This window comes from Novosphingobium sp. (genome assembly GCF_025351285.1).
In the GTDB taxonomy this organism is placed as follows: Bacteria; Pseudomonadota; Alphaproteobacteria; order Sphingomonadales; family Sphingomonadaceae; genus Novosphingobium.
In genome coordinates this window covers 1-17,183 of record NZ_JANXWG010000112.1, presented here as the reverse complement: position 1 = coordinate 17,183, position 17,183 = coordinate 1, and the positions used below count along the sequence as shown (strand labels likewise).

The 17,183-nt window shown below is 65.0% G+C and carries 17 protein-coding genes; 12 read left to right on the top strand and 5 right to left on the bottom strand.

Features of this window, described 5'->3' with window-relative positions:
- Positions 1-391: 391 nt before the first annotated feature.
- Positions 392-1,234 (top strand): GIY-YIG nuclease family protein, encoded by an 843-nt coding sequence (locus tag Q0R16_RS13985; protein ID WP_295637221.1) that lies wholly within the window; start codon positions 392-394, stop codon positions 1,232-1,234.
- 108 nt (positions 1,235-1,342) lie between these two features.
- Here Q0R16_RS13985 and Q0R16_RS13980 read toward each other — a convergent pair whose 3' ends face one another.
- On the bottom strand, positions 1,343-2,962 hold the full coding sequence (locus Q0R16_RS13980; protein ID WP_295637218.1) for an AMP-binding protein: 1,620 nt from the start codon (positions 2,960-2,962) through the stop codon (positions 1,343-1,345).
- A gap of 160 nt (positions 2,963-3,122) precedes the next feature.
- Between Q0R16_RS13980 and Q0R16_RS13975 the strand changes: the two genes are divergently transcribed.
- The 4 genes from Q0R16_RS13975 (at position 3,123) to Q0R16_RS13960 (ending at position 6,953) form a co-directional block, all read left to right on the top strand.
- A complete protein-coding gene (locus Q0R16_RS13975; protein WP_295637214.1) occupies positions 3,123-4,325 on the top strand; it encodes an SRPBCC family protein in 1,203 nt (400 codons plus the stop codon).
- A 5-nt stretch (positions 4,326-4,330) separates the two neighbouring features.
- Positions 4,331-5,128 carry a sugar phosphate isomerase/epimerase gene (locus tag Q0R16_RS13970; RefSeq protein ID WP_295637211.1) on the top strand — a complete coding sequence of 266 codons (798 nt, stop codon included), beginning with the start codon at positions 4,331-4,333 and terminating at the stop codon, positions 5,126-5,128.
- Positions 5,129-5,202: 74 nt separating this feature from the next.
- Positions 5,203-6,525 carry an aromatic ring-hydroxylating dioxygenase subunit alpha gene (locus Q0R16_RS13965; protein ID WP_295637209.1) on the top strand — a complete coding sequence of 441 codons (1,323 nt, stop codon included), beginning with the start codon at positions 5,203-5,205 and terminating at the stop codon, positions 6,523-6,525.
- On the top strand, positions 6,525-6,953 hold the full coding sequence (locus Q0R16_RS13960) for a nuclear transport factor 2 family protein (RefSeq protein WP_295637206.1): 429 nt from the start codon (positions 6,525-6,527) through the stop codon (positions 6,951-6,953). Before Q0R16_RS13965 ends, Q0R16_RS13960 begins: the two co-directional genes overlap by 1 nt.
- 37 nt (positions 6,954-6,990) lie before the next feature.
- Here the strand turns inward: Q0R16_RS13960 and Q0R16_RS13955 are convergent, their stop codons facing one another.
- From Q0R16_RS13955 to Q0R16_RS13945, 3 genes are read right to left on the bottom strand one after another with little or no spacing between them, the layout of a single operon-like run.
- Complete coding sequence (locus Q0R16_RS13955; protein ID WP_295637202.1) at positions 6,991-7,767, bottom strand: SDR family oxidoreductase; 777 nt, start codon at positions 7,765-7,767, stop codon at positions 6,991-6,993.
- A complete protein-coding gene (locus Q0R16_RS13950; RefSeq protein WP_295637199.1) occupies positions 7,764-8,582 on the bottom strand; it encodes an SDR family oxidoreductase in 819 nt (272 codons plus the stop codon). The genes Q0R16_RS13955 and Q0R16_RS13950 overlap by 4 nt, the downstream gene beginning before the upstream one ends.
- A complete protein-coding gene (locus Q0R16_RS13945; RefSeq protein WP_295637268.1) occupies positions 8,579-9,361 on the bottom strand; it encodes an SDR family oxidoreductase in 783 nt (260 codons plus the stop codon). Before Q0R16_RS13945 ends, Q0R16_RS13950 begins: the two co-directional genes overlap by 4 nt.
- A 166-nt stretch (positions 9,362-9,527) precedes the next feature.
- Here Q0R16_RS13945 and Q0R16_RS13940 point away from each other — a divergent pair, with 166 nt between their 5' ends.
- From Q0R16_RS13940 to Q0R16_RS13930, 3 genes are read left to right on the top strand one after another with little or no spacing between them, the layout of a single operon-like run.
- Complete coding sequence (locus tag Q0R16_RS13940) at positions 9,528-10,937, top strand: aromatic ring-hydroxylating dioxygenase subunit alpha (RefSeq protein WP_295637196.1); 1,410 nt, start codon at positions 9,528-9,530, stop codon at positions 10,935-10,937.
- Between the two features lie 3 nt (positions 10,938-10,940).
- Positions 10,941-12,155 carry a cytochrome P450 gene (locus tag Q0R16_RS13935; protein WP_295637192.1) on the top strand — a complete coding sequence of 405 codons (1,215 nt, stop codon included), beginning with the start codon at positions 10,941-10,943 and terminating at the stop codon, positions 12,153-12,155.
- Positions 12,152-12,928, top strand: a complete 777-nt coding sequence (locus tag Q0R16_RS13930) for a ThuA domain-containing protein (protein WP_295637189.1) — start codon at positions 12,152-12,154, stop codon at positions 12,926-12,928. The genes Q0R16_RS13935 and Q0R16_RS13930 overlap by 4 nt, the downstream gene beginning before the upstream one ends.
- On the opposite strand, the gene Q0R16_RS13925 is transcribed toward Q0R16_RS13930, so the two are convergent.
- Positions 12,925-14,055: an acyl-CoA dehydrogenase family protein gene (locus Q0R16_RS13925; RefSeq protein WP_295637186.1), complete on the bottom strand. Its 1,131-nt coding sequence runs from the start codon at positions 14,053-14,055 to the stop codon at positions 12,925-12,927. The genes Q0R16_RS13930 and Q0R16_RS13925 overlap by 4 nt on opposite strands.
- Positions 14,056-14,253: 198 nt before the next feature.
- On the opposite strand from Q0R16_RS13925, the gene Q0R16_RS13920 reads away from it, so the two are divergent.
- From Q0R16_RS13920 to Q0R16_RS13905, 4 genes are read left to right on the top strand one after another with little or no spacing between them, the layout of a single operon-like run.
- The gene (locus Q0R16_RS13920) at positions 14,254-15,027 is read left to right on the top strand and encodes a LuxR C-terminal-related transcriptional regulator (protein WP_295637265.1); all 774 of its coding nucleotides are present in this window, start codon (positions 14,254-14,256) and stop codon (positions 15,025-15,027) included.
- Between the two features lie 17 nt (positions 15,028-15,044).
- Entirely contained in the window at positions 15,045-15,398 is a 354-nt protein-coding gene (locus tag Q0R16_RS13915; protein ID WP_295637184.1) for a poly(R)-hydroxyalkanoic acid synthase subunit PhaE, read from the top strand.
- Entirely contained in the window at positions 15,395-16,480 is a 1,086-nt protein-coding gene (locus Q0R16_RS13910; protein ID WP_295637181.1) for an alpha/beta fold hydrolase, read from the top strand. The genes Q0R16_RS13915 and Q0R16_RS13910 overlap by 4 nt, the downstream gene beginning before the upstream one ends.
- The gene (locus Q0R16_RS13905) at positions 16,477-17,058 is read left to right on the top strand and encodes a GNAT family protein (protein WP_295637179.1); all 582 of its coding nucleotides are present in this window, start codon (positions 16,477-16,479) and stop codon (positions 17,056-17,058) included. Before Q0R16_RS13910 ends, Q0R16_RS13905 begins: the two co-directional genes overlap by 4 nt.
- Positions 17,059-17,183 lie beyond the last annotated feature (125 nt).

Sequence of the window (17,183 nt, the reverse complement as noted above, 5' to 3'; positions counted from 1 at the left end):
GCGCACCCGGCGTTTCCAACTTTCATCCAATCAACGCATTCCCGCCGAGTCGCCGGGGTTTAGTTGATAAAACACATCCGCACGCATCGCTTTGCGCACGTGGATCTGAGACTTCACGCTGGAAAGAACCGATCCGAGCATAGCAGCATCGACCGATGTAGGAAAATCGGACAAAAAAGCCCCCTCCTCTTCAGGGAGGGGGTTGGGGGTGGGGCTATCCGGCTGACGCTAACTTGGCGGGCGTGAAGTGCAGCAAATTTCTGAAAAGGGCTGAAAGATGCCTCCGGCGGGCAAGGGCCATCGCCCTTGCATCTCTGAGTCTGGCGGTTAGCTGCTGGCAACCCCTACGACTCTCACTCGATTTTAATTGGTTATGACCTAACAGCTGCCGATGATGTTCTACTTCACCGACATCCTGTCCAAATCTGGCCTCGCCCTCTCAGAAGTGCGCCTGCTTCGTCACCAGACTAAGGCGCCGAATGGTCGTACCCCTTATCTTTTGTGGCGCGACAAACGCGATGCCTTCGAGGAATACCAGTCCGTACAGGCGGAATCGAACCGCGCGAAGCTCAGCGGCAGATATTGGGCTTCCTTCGTCGCACCCCCGACTGGTGGAACGCTATTTTCCGGCCTCTATGTTGCAGAACTCGTCGGAGCTTCGCCTAAAGAAAAAATCGATCCACTTTATGAGCGCCCCGATGGCGATCGGTACGACGGGAACTGCGACAGCTATCGCCTCACTCTTTCTCCGCTACTTTCCAACTATATTGGAAAACTCTGGGTCGAATGGGGGCTAGGGGCACGAAGTTGGATTCAACGCGCCGATCGACAGGACAAGCCCATTGTCCAATTGACGCGCGAGTTCAGGGAAGAGGAGTTTCCTGGATACACCCATTTTATCTCCAATATCTCCGATATTCCCACCCTTCCGCGCGGCTGGCTTGAAGCATTGAAAGCAGCGTGCGGCGTTTATCTCCTGGCGTCGGCACGGACAGGCGAATGGTATGTCGGCTCTGCAACAAGTAAGGAGGGCGGTTTCCACGCCCGCTGGCTTAACTATTCTGCTGATGGGCATGGGGGCAATATCGGGCTTAAGAGTGCTGAACCAAGCGACTATCAAGTCACGATCCTCGAAGTCTGCGGATCGGTTGCGACATACAACGAGATTCTTGAAACCGAGCAACTGTGGAAGCGCAAGCTCCAAAGCCGAGACATGGGCCTCAATCGCAACTGACGAATAAGCGTCGGAAGGCAGCGCTAAAATAGCACCCAATCGTCAATAGATAGGGGAGACTGGGGACCCATGACCCCCAGAAAACTCCCCTTCAAAAAACCCCCAACCTCACACCACCTTCGCCTTCACATCCGCCCGCAGCCAATCCTTCCGCACTTTGCCCGAGGCGGTGCGCGGAAAGTCATCCACGATCTCGAAGCGTTCGGGGATTTTCTGCCGCGCCAATCCGCTCGCAGCCACGTGCGCGGTCAGGGTCGCCGCGTCTGCCTCGCCCATCAGGATCACAAACGCGCAGACGCCTTCGCCCAGCCGTTCGTGCGGCATGGCCACCACGGCGGATTCGCGCACCAGCGGGTGTGTTTCCAGCACGTCTTCGATTTCGCGGGCGGAGATGTTTTCGCCGCCGCGGATGATGAGGTCTTTCTTGCGGCCGGTGATGGTGAGGCCGCCTTGGGGGGATAGTGTGCCGAGGTCGCCGGTGCGGAAGAAGCCGTCTGCGGTAAGGGCTTCGGCGGTTTGGGCTTCGTTGGCGTAGGCCATGAGCATGGCGGGGCCGCGGGCGAGGACTTCGCCTTCGGTGCCGGGGGGCAGCGGGGTGTCTTCGGCGTCGACTATGCGGACTTCGTAGTCGATCACTGCGCCGTCGGTGGTGGCGGCGAGCGCCGGATCGCCCGGGTAACCGAAGGTGACGAGCGGGACTTCGGAGGCGCCGAAGACGCGGAAGGGCTGGCAGTTTGCGAAGGCGGCGCGGGCGGTGGGGATGAGGTCGGCGGGGACGGCGGCGCCGCCGCAGGCGAAGAAGCGGAAGCTGGGCAGGCGGTTGCCGGCGGCGCGTGCGGCGGCGGCCAGTTCGACCAGGAACGGCGTGGCGGCGACGGTGCCGACCAGTTGGTGTTGGTCGATCAGGGTGAGCGCGGCGTTGGCGTCCCAGCTTTCCATCAGCACGCTGGCGGTGCCGCAGATCAGCGGGGCTTCGAGGCCGTTTGCGTAGCCCGACACGTGCGTGACCGGGCTGGGCATCAGCGTGCCCTCGCCTTCGCGCAGGCCCCAGTGGGTGGCGCTGGTGCGGACGATGCGCTGGAGCGTGACGTGGCTGTGCAGCACGCCCTTGGGCCGGCCGGTGGTGCCCGACGTATAAAGCACCAGCTTGACGCCGAGCGGATCGACTTGCGGGCGGTTGAACGGCAGGTCGCGGCCGTCGGCGAGGAGGGCGGTGTAGTCGTTCGCGCCATCGCCGCGCACCGTGAACACGTGGGCGAGGTCGGGCAGGGCGGGGCGGATGCGCGCGGCCATTGCAGCGTAGTCGAACTTGCGGAAGGTGTGCGCCACAAACACCGCCTTGGCGCGGCAATCGCCGAGCATCTGCGCGACTTCGTGATCGCGGTAGATCGGCACGATCGGGTTGACGATCAGCCCGGCGAACACGGCGGCCAGATTGATCACAGCCGCCTCGCGCCAGTTGGGCACCTGGAATGCCAGCACGTCGCCGGGGCGAAGGCCGCGTTGGTGGAGTGCGGCGGCGAGGGCTTGCGCATCGGCCACCAGTTCGGCGCGGGTGAGCGTGCCCTGCCCGTCGGTGAAGGCGATGAAATCCGGGTCGGCAGCGGCGCGCTCGATCGCCTGATCGGCCAGCGTGCGACGGTCCCACGCGTCGCTTTGGGCGAAGGCTTGCTGGTGCGGGGCGGGGATTGGCAGCCAGGCCCAAGGGGCAGAATTCGGTGCGGTCATGCGCGCTTTGCGCACGGCTTATGCGCCGCTGCCAATTGGCGAAAAGAGCAGGCCGGCGCGCCAAACCTGTGACGAGTGGCAGCTTGTGGGGCGCGCGCGGCTGGTCGATGGTCGGTTGCGAAAAGGCCCGCGCAGACAGCGGGCGGCACGAGAGGCAATGATGGATCACCCGTTAGCCAGGCAGGCGGACCGTATCGAGCAGATCGGCGACGTGGCCGAAATCATGCGCGATTACGTCGAAACCCGCACGACCTTCCAGACCGACAAGCACATGCGCGTGCCCAGCGCCAGCTACACCGATCCCGACCAGTGGAAGGCCGAGATGGAACTGGTGTTCAAGCGCGTGCCGCTGCTGCTGGCGTTCACCGCCGAATTGCCCAAGCCGGGCGATTTCAAGGCGATGGATGTGGGCGGGATGCCGGTGCTGATCAATCGTGACAAGGCGGGCAAGGTCCGCGCGTTTCTCAACGTGTGCGCGCATCGCGGGGCACCGGTGGCGAGCGAGGGGCGGGGCAATTGCTCGCGCTTCACCTGCAAGTACCACGGCTGGACGTATGGCGCGGATGGCAAGCTGATCGGCATCTCCGAACCTGCCAGCTACGGAGCGATCGACAAGTCCGAGATGGGCCTGCGCGAATTGCCCTGCGAGGAGCGCGCGGGGCTGATCTTCGTGTGCCTGACGCCCAATGCGCCGATCGATCTCGATCACTATTTCCGCGGCTATCTCGATGATTTTGCGGCGTTGGACTTCGGCAACTGGTCCTACATGGGCAGTCGGGTGATCGAGGGCGCCAACTGGAAGATCGCGTTCGACGGCTATCTCGAAGGCTATCACTTCGCCTCGCTGCACCCCGAAACGATCGCGCCGCGCACGCCGTCCAACTGCATGCATTACGAGGCGTTCGGGCCGAACTTGCGCATCGGCTTTCCGCACCGCGCGATCGGCGAGGCGTTGGACAAGGTGCCTCGCGCGGATTGGGGCCGCCAAGAAAACAACGGCTTCGATTTCGTGCGGATTTTCTTCCCCAACGTCTCGGCGTTCATCGCACCCGAGATCACGCAGATCGCACAACTGTTCCCGGGGCCGACGCCGGGCCAGAACCGCACCGTGCTCAACTACTTGCGCCGCGAACCGATCCGCGACGAGGCGGACCGGGTGGCGGTGGAGGCGGCGATCGATTTCTTCCGCGACGTGACCTACAACGAAGATTACGTGATCGGGCTGGAAATCCAGAAAGGCCTGGAAAGCGGCGCGCACGATGAACTGGTGTTCGGCCAGAACGAGCGCGGCAACCAGTACTTCCACGAATGGCTCAACTGGTACCTCGAAGACGATCCGACCGCGCCCGAGCCGGTGCTGTAACGCCGGTGCGGCCGATTTCGCTGGCATCGGGCGTGGTGCCCGAATTCGGCGCGCTCGAAACGGTGCAGGCGGCCGCGGCCGGCGGGTTCGACGCGGTGGGGCTGTGGGTGGAACCGGGCGAATGGACTGCCGCAACCACGCGCGATGTCCGCGCCGAACTGGCCGCAAGCGGGCTGCCGCTGCTCGATGTCGAGGTGATCTGGCTCAAGCCGGATTCGAGCATGGACGATCATCGCCGGGTGATCGACATTGGTGCGGAACTGGGCGCGGCCAACGTGCTGTGCGTTTCGTCCGATCCCGATCATGGCCGCACCGCCGCAAGGCTGGCCGAACTGTGCCGCTACGCCGAGGGCAGCGGCATGCGCGTGGCGCTGGAATTCGGGGTGTTCACCCAGGTCAAGGATCTGGCGCAGGCCATGGCGGTGCTCGATGCGGTGGCGCATCCGTTGCGCGCGTTGCTGATCGATCCGATCCATGTCGACCGCTCGGGCTCGTCGATCGAGGCGATCGCGCGGGTCGATCCGGCGCTGTTGCCCTATGCGCAGTTCTGCGATGCCTCGGGCGTCCGCCCCGACCCGGCCGATTTCGCCGCGGTGATCGAAGACGCGATCGACTTGCGCGAGCAATGCGGGGAGGGTGCATTGCCGCTGCACGCGCTGTACGATGCACTTCCGCCCGCGATCCCGCTCAGCATCGAACTGCGCTCAAAGGCGTTGCGCGAGGCGTTCGACCACCCGGCCTTGCGCGCCAAGGCGGTGGCCGACGCGACGCGCGCTTGGTTGGCGACGTATGCGACAGCCTGACCAAAACCGCAGATGCGCGGGCGGCCGGATTGGGCCACCAAGGCGCAACAAAACACACCACCGAGGATGCCAGGATGACTGTCGAAGACAAACGCTCGCGCTATTCGGCTGACTTCGACCTGCCGGTGCGCGGCGATACGATCACCGCTGAACGCTACATCAGCAAGGACTGGATGGCGCTGGAGATGAAGCATCTCTGGCCCAAAGTCTGGCACCTGGGCGCGGTGACGGCCGAGCTGGAGGAGGAGGGCGACATCGTCCGCCACAACTTCGGCAAGGATTCGATCATCATGGTCAAGCAGGCCGATGAGTCCATAAAGGCGTTCTACAACACCTGCCCGCACCGCGGCAACCGGCTGATCCTGGGCGATGTGGCCAGCACCCCGCGCATCACGTGTGGCTATCACGGCTGGCAGTTCGATCCCGCCGGCACCTTGGTCCACGTGCAGGACCCGGACGATTTCGCCGATGGCAACCCTTGCGGCAAGCTGCACCTCACCGAGCTGCGCTGCGACACCTGGGGCCCGTTCGTGTTCTGGTGCATGGACGACGACGTGGCGCCGCTCCACGAATGGCTGGCGCCGTATCCCGAACGGCTGGCGGGCTATGGCCTCGACAACTGGGTGCGCGTGCTCAACGTCTCGGCCGATTGCGATTTCAACTGGAAGATCATCCGCGACAATTTCAACGAGAGCTACCACCTCCCCACGATCCACCCCGAACTGGGCACTTTCATCAACGACGGGCTGCCCGATACGGTGTTCGAAATGTACCCGACGGGCCACAACGCGATGTGGATGAAGGGCCACCAGGCCACCACGCGCAAGGACCACGCCAGCGGCGAAGTGCCCGCCCCGCTCGATGCGATCGCGGCGGCCTGGGGCGTCGATCCCGCCGCCTACAAGGGCCACACCGGCGACATCCGGCAAGCAGTGATCGAGGCCAAGCGCAAGCTTGGGCCGGATCGCGGTTATACCAACTATGACCAGATGACCGACCAGCAACTGGTCGACTATTTCCACTGCACGATGTTCCCCAACCTGACGCTGACGATGAGCCCCGAACAGTGCCAGATCCTGCGCACCGAACCGCACCCGACCGATCCCGAGAAGTGCGTGTTCCAACACTGGTGCCTCTATCCGCCGGTGAAGGGCATGAAGGAGATCGAAACCCCGGTGGGCGTCGCTCCGCTGCGGCACGATGCGATCCACCGCCACAGCACTTACGGCGATGGGGTGTCGGTCGGCTATGTGGCCGATCAGGATCTGTCGATCGGCACCACGCAGCAGCAGGGGCTGAATTCTCGCGGGTTCAAGGGCTTTCACCTGCCGCTCCAGGAAAAACGCGTGCAGCGGTTTCATGAACTGCTGAGCGATTACGTGATGGGGACGGCGTGATGGCCGTCTATCCGCCCCCGCCCTGCCCGATTGAGGACAGGATCGCGCTCGAAGACCTCGCCACCGCCTATTGCAACGCGGTCGACCGGATCGGCGATATCGATGGCGTGCTCGCGGTGTTCGCGCCCGACGCGGTCTATGACCTGACCGGCTTCGGGCTGGGCGTGATGGAGGGCCACGCCGCGATCCGCGCCTTTTACGCGGGCGCCTTCCCCACGATGGCCGGTAACGCGCATTACGCCAGCAACTTCGCGCTGGCGGCGTTTGCGGGCGATACGGCATCGGCCAGCGTCCACGTCCACGCCTTCAGCAAGGGCACCGACGGATCGCTGATGGAGGTCAAGGTCCGCTACCTGATGGACGCACGGCGCGATCCGGGTACGTGGCGGATCACGCGGCTTTCGCTGGAACTGCTGCTGCCCGCATGAAGGGCGAGTCCCCCGCCCGCAAGCGGGAGGGGAAGTGTCAAATCTGGCTGAACCCGCCGTCCATCAGGAATTCGCTGCACGTGACGAAGCTCGCGGCCTCGGAGCACAAGTACACCACGCCGCCGCCCATCTCGTCGGGCCGGCCCATCCGGCCGATCGGGTGGCCGGCGATCATCCCCGCCGTCGCCGCTTCGCGCGATGGCGCCGCGCCCAGTTCGACATAGCGGTCCATGATCCCGGTCAGCATGCCGGTGTCGATGCCGCCGGGGTGCACCGAATTGCAGCGGATGTTGTAGCCGAGCGCAGCGAATTCGGCGCCCATGCACTTCGACAGCATCTTCACCGCCGCCTTGCTGGTGCAATAGGCCGCGTTGAAGGCCGCGCCGCGCAAGCCGCCGACGCTGGAAAAGTTGACGATCGACGCACCGCCGACCCGCGCCTTGCCGCCCTCTTTCAACAGTTCGAGCAGCGCCTGCGTGCCGATGATCACCGAATCGACGTTGATCGCGTTGACCCGGTGCCATTCGGCCAGCGGGGTCTCCTCGATCTTGCCGACCACCGAGATCGCCGCGACGTTGACCAGCGCATCGAGCCGGCCATAAGTCTGGCGCGCCAGCACTTCGACCGCCGCCCAATCGGCGGGGCTGGTGACATCGTGGCGCAAGTAGTGGTCTGCGCCCTCGATCGTGGCATCGGGCACGAGGTCGGTGGCGATCACTTGCGCACCCGCCGCCTTCATCGCCTTGACCACTTCTCGGCCGATGCCCCCGGCCGCGCCCGTCACCACCGCAACGACATTTTCCAGACCGATCATTGTGCTGTCCATCCCCCGTCCATGACCAGTTCGGCGCCGGTCATGTAAGCGCTGTCGGAACTCGCAAGGAAGAACACCCCGCTGGCTAGTTCGGCGGGTTCGGCGAGCCGGCCGATCGGGGTTTGCGCCGCCATCACGTCGACCAGATCCTGCGGCTTTTCGGCAGCGCCGGCATCGACCCAGCGCTGGAAGCCGGCGTTGAGCAGCGGGGTCAGCACGAAGCCGGGGTGGAGCGAATTGGCGCGGATCGGCATCTTCTTGGTCGCGAACTCGATCGCGATGCCCTTGGTGAACAATCGCACCGCGCCCTTGCTGGCGTTGTAGGCCGAAACCTCGCTGTAGCCGACCAGCCCCATGATCGAGCTGACGTTGATGATCGACGATCCACCGCGCACATCGGCGCCGCTGGCGGCCAGCATCGGCGTGAAGGTCTTCACCCCCAGGAACACGCCGTCGACGTTGATATCCATGATCCGTCGCCAGCTTGCCATGCTCAGCGTCTCGACCGGGCCGGTGAGATCGGTTCCGGCGTTGTTGACCAGCACGTGCAACTTGCCGTGGCGCGATTGAACGATGTCGCGCGCGCGCTGCCAGTCGGATTCCTGCGTCACGTTGGCCTGGACGTAGCTGGCCGCCTGCCCCAGCCGCGCCATGACTTCAGCGGCGAGCGGCGAATCGGGCGCGTCGAGGTCGGACAGCACCACTTCGGCGCCCTCGGCCAGAAACCGTTCGACGCAGGCCAGGCCGATGCCGCGCAGCCCGCCCGAAACGAAGCAGACCCGGCCCTGCAGCCGCTGCGCGCCAAGATCGCTCATACGCCCATCATCCCTGCCGTGGTGGCGCCATCGATCACCCATTCGGCGCCCGAAACGAACGCCGCCTCGTCCGATCCCAGATAGGCGACCAACCCGGCGATCTCGTCGACCCGGCCCATCCGCTTCAATTGTGACATGCCTTCGTAAGCGCGGCGCGCGGCTGCGGGATCGGGTGCCTTGTCGATCAGATTGGTGATCAGCGCGGTTTCGACCACGCCGGGCAGGATCGCGTTGCAGCGGATCTGGTAGCCCTGGTTGCCGCAATGGACCGCGACCGACTTGGCCAGCGCAACCACCGCCGCCTTGGTCACCGAATAGGCCATGAAGTTGCCCATCGCGCGGTGCGCGTTCATCGATGAATTGATCACGATCGACCCGCGCGGCCCTTCCGGATTGGCCTTCATCAGCCCGACCGCGGCGCGGCAGGTGAGCATCGCGCCGGTCAGGTTCACGTCGAGCACGCCCTGCCAGCCTTCGAAGGTGATCGATTCGATGCTGCCGTCGCCCGCTTCCTTGCCGGCGTTGGCGAAGGCGATATCTAGCCGCCCGAATTCGGCGCTGATCCGCTCTGCAAGAACGTCCCACGCGACGGGGTCTTCCACCCGGCTGGCGTGGAACACCGCGCCAGTCTCCGCGCAAACCTTCGCGGCGGCTTCGGCGTTCGATCCGGTGAAGATCACCCGCGCGCCCTCGGCCGCAAGCCGCGCGACCGTGGCCGCGCCGATCCCCGAAGTGCCCCCGGTGACCAGCGCCACCTTGCCCGCAAGCCGTCCTGCCACCGCCGTCACTGAATCATCTCCCGCTCGCAACTCTTGCGCCTTATGACGGGTTGATCGGTTTTATCGGCACCCCGCGCAACCTATGCTTTCCGCAAGGTGACTTGCGCGGGTGGGCGCGCCAAGGTGCGGGATAAATACGCAAATCGATGCGAGAGGAGCTTTGACGATGGCCGACCGGGACCCCGCATTGGCCGGTACTGCGCGCAGCCCCGGCGTGAGCTGGACCGCGCTGATGGCGCAGGATTCGCGGGTCGCGCCCGATTGCCTGACGCAGGAAAGTTACACCTACCTCGGCTCCGAACCGCTCGATGCGGCGCGCTACACAAGCGAGGAGTTCGCAGCGGCCGAACGCGAGAAGATGTGGCCATACGTGTGGCAATTTGCCGCGCGCGAGGAAGACCTGCCCGAACCGGGCGACTTCGTGGTCTATGACATCGCGGGCCGATCGTACCTGATCAGCCGGCAGGACGATGGTTCGGTGCGCGCGATGCACAACGTCTGCCTCCACCGCGGGCGCAAGCTGCGGACCGAGGATGGCGCGGCGGACAGTTTCGTCTGCCCGTTCCATGGCTTCGCCTGGGGCAAGGACGGCGCGTACCAAGGCAACCCGTGCGAATGGGATTTCCCGCACCTGGCCAAGGACAAGATGGCGCTGCCCGAAGCCGAGGTCGGCCGCTGGGGCGGCTATATCTTCATCCGCGAGGAAGCCGGCGGGCCGTCGCTGGAGGAGTTTCTCGCGCCCTTGCCCGAGCACTTCAAGCGCTGGCGGCACGAAGAATGCACCACGGTGATCTGGGTGGCGAAGGAGGTTCCGGCCAACTGGAAGGTCACCTCCGAGGCCTTCATGGAAGCCTGGCACACGCTGGTCACGCACCCGCAGATCCTGGCCTTCACCGGCGATTCCAACAGCGCCTACTGGACCTGGGGCGATCACGTGAACGTCAACCACGTGCCGTTCGGCGTGCTCAGCCCGCACCTCGATCCGGTGGGCAAGAGCGAGCAGTGGATCGTCGACGAATTCATCAAGTACAACGGGCGCAGCGCGGACAACTACGAAGCTTCGGACGATCCCTATGCGGTCAAGGTCGGCGAAGGGCAGAGCGCGCGCGCGGCCTTGGGCGCGGCCTTGCGCCAATCCTACACCGAGCAGAACGGCTATGACCACGAAGCCGCAACCGACGCAGAGATGCAGGATGCGCTGGTCTACAACGTGTTCCCCAACTTCGCGCCGTGGGGCGGGTACATGCCCAACATCGTCTATCGCTGGCGGCCGGGAAAGACGCCCGACACCTGCTTGATGGAAGTGCGCATCCTGGCGCGGGTGAAGAAGGGCGAACCGATCCCGCGCGGGGTGCCGATGCACTACCTCACCCCCGACCAGAAATGGACCGATGCGCCCGAGATCGGCGGATTGGGCGCGGTGTTCGAGCAGGATATGGACAACCTGCCCTATGTCCAGCAGGGCCTCCACGCCTCGAAGACCGGCAAGATTCAGTTGGCGGACTATCAGGAAATTCGCATCCGCCAGTTCCACCGCACGATGGACAAATATCTGAGCCGCGAACCGGGGGCGTAGCGCGTGCCCGAAGCAGACGCCCTCATCCGCGACTGGAACATGGCGGCCGATCCCGACGCCGCCGCCTGCCCGTTCCGCGCCGGCGCCAAGCTGCATGATGGGCCGGACGTGTTCTTCAAACGCGGTGAAGAGCACGTGCGCGCGGCAGGATTGGGCGGCAACTGGGTGGTGACGCGCCATGCGTTGCAACAGGAGGTGCTGCTCGATCCGGCGCGCTTCTCCAGCCACTTGTCGATTGGTTTCTCGCGGCTGATCGGCGAGGACTGGCCGCTGGTGCCGCTCGAACTCGATCCGCCCGAGCACACGCTTTACCGCAAGCTGATCGCGCCGTGGTTTTCGCCTGCGAAGGCGCGGGAGTTGCACGACGACATCCGCGACCTGGCGGCCTCGCTGATCGAGAACGTGCGCGGGGCGGGCAAATGCGATTTCATGGGCCACTTCGGGCAACCCTTCCCCGTCACCGTGTTCATGCGGATGATGGACCTGCCAATGGCCGAAATGCCCACTTTCCTGGGCTGGGCGGACAATCTGCTGCGCGGGGCCACGCTCGATCGGCGGGCGCAGGCCGCGCAGGCGATCAAGGACTATCTGCTGGCGCTGATCGCCCGGCGGCGTGCGCAACCGGGCAATGACATGGTCAGCCACTTCATCGCCAGCCGGATCGATGGCGCCGAAATCCCGCCCGACCGGATGCTCGGCTTGTGCTTCATGCTGTTCATCGGCGGGCTCGATACGGTGGCCTCGCTGCTGGGCTTCGTGTTTCGCGAACTGGCGCAGCAGCCCGAACTGCAAGCCCGGTTGCGCGCCGAACCCGCGCTGATCCCCGCCGCGACCGACGAATTCATCCGAGCCTTCGGTGTGGTCACCACCTTCCGCTATGCGACTTGCGACATGGACTTCCACGGCGCGGCATTGCGCAAAGGCGATCTGATCGAACTGCCGCTGGGCCTGGCATCGCGCGATGAACGGATGCACGACGATCCGCACCACATCGATCCCGACCGCAAGGCCAAACGCACGCTGACCTTCTCGACCGGCCCGCATACTTGCGCCGGGATGCATCTGGCGCGCACCGAAATCCGCATCGCGCTCGACGAATGGCTGCGGCGCGTGCCCGCGTTCGGCCTGCCGCCGGGGGCCGAGATCGTCGCCGAAACCGAAAGCGTCTGGGCATTGCAGGCATTGCCGCTGACCTGGGACAAAAGGGAACCCGCATGACGACTGAAACCGCACAAGCCGCCCAACCGCCGCGTATCGATTGCGTGCTGATCTGCGGCGGGGTGTGGCACGATATGGACTTCGCGCGGCTCGAACTGCTCAAGCTGCTGGCCGAAGATCCGCGCGTGCGCACACGCGTGTTCGAGGATTACGAGAACGTGGCTGCGATCGCCGCGGCGGACATCCTCATCACCTACACTTGCGACGTGACGCCCAGCCTTCAGGCGCAGGAGGTGCTGCGCGACTGGCTGGCCAAGGGCGGGCGATGGTATGCGCTCCACGGCACCAATTCGGTGCTGCGGCTGCTCGATTCCGGACCGAATGAAGGTCTGTGGGACGCGCCCCGCTGGGCGCCGCTGATGATGGACCTGCTCGGCAGCCAGTTCATTTCGCACCCGCCGATCGTGCCTTACCGCGTGACCGTAGCCGACCCGGCGCACCCGCTGGTGGCTGGGGTGGAGCCGTTCGATACGACCGACGAACTGTATCATCTCGAAACCCACGGCGACTTGCACGTCCTGCTCGAAACCGAATGCACCGAGCCTGGCACGGGCTTCGTCGAGGCTGCCGACGCACCCGGCACGCATCCGGTGTTCTACATCAAGGGCCACGGAAGCGGCGCGGTGCTGTACCTGACGCTCGGCCATTGCCGCGGGCATTACGACCTTCAGCCGATGCTCGACTGGTGGCCCACGGTTGACCGCTGCGCGTGGGACCTGCCGGTGTTCTACGACCTGCTGCGGCGCGGGATCGGCTGGCTCAAGGCGCGCTAACCCGCAACCCCGGCGAACCGATCCAGCGCCACTTCGGGATCGTCGGGCCAGCGTGACAGCACCAGCAGGCGCTTGTGTGCGTGGCCGATTGCCAGCTCGTCGGTTACGCCCATGCCGCCGTGGAACTGGATCATCTCGTGCCCAAGCGCGATCGACATTCGCGAAATGAACGCGCGCGCGCCATCTACCGAGGAAGCAAAATCAGGCCCGCCTTCGCTGACTTGCGCCAGGTTGAGCAGCGCGCGCGATTGTTCGAGCGCGGCATATTGCAGCGCCATGCGGTGCTGGATCGCCTGGAAACTGCCGAGCGGCGTGCCGAATTGTTCGCGCGTGCGGAGGTAAGCGAGCGTATCGGCGAAGATCCGCTCCATAATGCCGAGCGCCTCGGCGGCGCGGGCGAGGTTGGCGCGCAGTTGCGCGAATTCAATCGCGGCGAAGGCACCGGCGGTGCTGGTATCAAGCCGGTGATCGCGCTCGAAACAAACGCCGGAGAGGTCGAGCGAGACCGCGCGCGAGCCATCGGCCATGCGCCAGGGGGTGTGCGTAAGGCCGGCGGCGTTCGCGGACACGAAATACAGGCCCAGGCCTTCAACCTCATCTGGCGCCCCGTGGCTGCGCGCGCTGACGATATAGCCATCGGCTCCATGTCCCGCAGGCACATACGGTTTCGACCCGTCGATCGAGCCGCCGCTGCCATCGCCATGGCTTCGTGTTTCGACCCACAATCGCGCGCTGCGCCCGCCCGCTTCGGCGTGAGCGAGCGCAATTCGCCGCACCCCGCTGACGACATCGGACAGCCATTCATCACGCAGGCTTCCACGCGCGCACGCCGCGAACAGGCCACCGCCGACCAGTCCGTTCTCGATCAGCGGTTCGACCACCAATCCGCGCCCGAGCGCTTCGAACACGGTCGCGAGCCCGCTGGAATCGAGCCCCATGCCGCCGTCATCGGGCGCGAACGGTGCGGCGATCAGCCCCAGTTCGCCCAACAGCGCCCAGTTTTCGGGCAGAAATCCGTGCTCCGACGCTTGTGCCGCCCGGCGACGATCGAGATCGCAATGATCGGAAACAAAGCGTTCGGCGAGCGCCTTCAGCAGTTCCTCGTCCTCGCTCAGATCGAAGTTCACTCGCCCCCCTTGTCTTTACGTCTGATCCGAAACCGGGTTTCGGGAAGCCTGTGCCGTCCCGTTCTTCCGCGCGCTTCCACTCAGACCTTACCAGTTTCCGCAGCTTGCCCACGCTGCGCAAATGACTAGGCAGCCGCATGGCCTAACGCGATTGTGCGGCGACCGAAGGCACGGTAAGCAGGCTGCACAAAGGGGAGGATTGCGCTGCTCTCGCAAGCGAAAGTCGAAGCCGTTACGGTTGCCGATGCGCAGGACATCCGCCGCGCTGCGGAAGCCCTGCACGTGATCGCACTCGAATGCGCCATGCGTGCTGCCCCGCAGCACGACATCGCCGATAAACGCACCCCCACCGATGCCGATGGCAACATGCTGGCGCGTGATGTGTTCGGCTGGCAGGACGATGCGCGGGTGTGGTGGCGCAATTCGCGGATCGCGCTCGATTCGCCGATCACCAGCGCCTGCCGCTTCGAAAGCCAGCCGTTCTGGGTCAACGCGGCGGGCTTCCACACCGGGCAGCCCAACCCCTATCTCCAGGCCATCGATCTCGCCAATTTCGCTGCCCGTGCGCAAACCCGCGCGGCGATCGTGGTTCCGGTGCACTTGCCGTTCGGGCAGATCGGCGCGGTCAGCTTCAACCCGCTCGATCCCGAGGCAACCGATTTGTCGGAGCAGTTCCGCAAATACGGCGACGCGCTGGGGCTTTATGCGCGCACTTTCATCGCCACGTATGTCCATGCGAAGGGCGGGGTGCAGGCGCTGCAAGCCGGATCGCGGCTTTCCAAGCGCGAAGTGGAGTGCCTGCGCTGGGCCGCCATCGGCAAGACCGACCTTGAAATCAGCATGATCATGTCGCGCAGCCGTGCCACGGTGCGCTTCCACATCCACAACGCCAGCCTGAAACTGAACGCCGTCAACCGCAGCCAGACGGTGTTCAAGGCGGCGCAGCTCGGCTACATCTCGCTCGTTCACTGAACCCATTCGGAGGCCCGATGACCAAGCCGTTCGATCCCGTCGCGCAATGGCAGGAATTCGTCCAGAAGTGGGAGCACGAGGTCAACGCCTGGTCGGGCAAGCTGACCGAGCGCGAGGAATTCAGCGCGATCATCGGCCAGGCCACCAAGCTGCAATTCGCCGCGCAGAAGGCGCTGACCGATCGCATGGAGGAAACGCTGCGCTCGCTCAATTTGCCGAGCAAGCGCCAGGTCGATGAACTGGGCGAACGGCTCGACGCGATCGAGGAAAGTATCGAGCGGTTGCGGCTGGCGCTGGTGCCCGGCGCGACTGTTGCGGAGCCTGCGCCGGCCGCGCCCGAACCCAAGCGCAGCCGCAAGCCGGCCGCATGAGCGAAACCGCTCCCGCCATTCCCTCCCCCACCGAAGTCGCCGAACGCGTCCGCATCGAGGTCGATCGCGCGCGGCGGCGTAACATCAAGGGGCTCGATTTCCTGATCGCCGACCGCGCGCCCGTCGGGGCGATGGCGCGCGACCTGATCCACCGCGACGGCACCGCGCAGACCTATCGCTACCGCCCGGTCGAAACCGAGATTTACCGCACCCCGCTGCTGATCGTCACCCCGCCAAGCAACAAGGGTTACATCTTCGACCTGGCGAGCGGGCAGAGCTTCGTCGAATTCATGCTCCAGCGCGGGTATGACGTCTATCTGCTCGACTGGGCCAGCCCGCGCCGCGACGAGGCGCACCTGGGGTTGGGCGATTATGCGCGCTTCATCGAACAAGCGGTGGCGGCGGTGAGCGAGGCTTCGGGCGAGCCCGACGTGACGATCGCGGGCTATTGCATGGGCGGCACGCTCACCACGATCTACGCCGCGATGAACCCCCAAGGCCCGATGCGCAACATGATCGGCTTTGCCACCCCGATCGATTTTACCGAAATGAAGCTGTTCCAGAACTGGGCCGATGAGCGCTGGTTCGATCTCGATGGCATGATCCAAGACCTCGGGATCATCCCGCCCGACATCATGTTGGGCGCGTTCGATCTGGCGCGGCCGGCCAACCGCGTGACGGGCCAGATCAATCTGTGGACGCAGATGTGGAACGACGATTTCGTCAAGTCCTACCGCATGTTCGATCGCTGGGCGGCCGAGACGTTGCCGGTGCCTGGCGAGTATTTCCGCGGCCAGATCCGCAACCTGATGTGGGAAAACGGGCTGTTCGAGAACCGCTTCGAGGTGAATGGAACACGCCTTGACGTCGGGTCGATCACCGCGCCCATCCTCAACATCACCGCGATCCACGATCACATCGTCAGCTATGACGCGGCCAAACCGCTGATGACGATGACCGGCTCTACCGACTGCGAGGAGATCGTCTCGAAGGGCGGGCACGTCAGCCTGGTGGCGGGGCCGGCGGCATTGCGGCGGCTGTGGCCGTTGATCGACACCTGGCTTGGCAAGAGGTCTACATGAACGATCAGATAACCGTCACCCTCGGTGGCAAGAGCATCACGCTGCGGCCGTTCGTGCGCGCCGATGCCGATGCGATCGTGGCCTTTGCCGCGAAGATGCCACTGCACGACCTGCTGTTCCTCAGCCGCGACATCCGCGAACCGCGCGTGGTGTCCGCCTGGCTCGACCAGGCTGAAAGCGGCCAGATCACCAGCACGCTGGCGCTCGACGCGCAGGGCGCGATCCTGGGCTGCACCGCGCTGGTGCGCGACGAATATAGCTGGTCGCGCCATGTCGGCGACGTGCGGCTGCTGCTGCTGCCCGAAGGGCGCGGCACCGGGCTGGGCCGGGTGCTGGCCGAACACTGCATCGCCACCGCGCGCGACCTGGGCCTCGCCAAGCTGACCGTGCGGATGACCCCCGACCAGGGCGCCGCGCTGAAAGTGTTCGAAGACATGGGCTTCCGCCCCGAAGCGCTGCTGCGCGATCACGTGCAGGACAGCGACGGCGTGACGCACGACATCGCGATCATGGCGCTCGACCTGATGCGCCACGATGCCACGCATGCGGCCTATTTCACAGGTGGCGCTGGGGAATAGCTTCATTCCCTCGATGAAAACTGGGCCATATCCCGTTCGTGTCGAGCGAAGTCGAGACACGCGGGCGCCGCGCTGCCGGTGCCGTCCTCGGCGATCTTCAGCCGGACCGACGGGATTACCGCGTG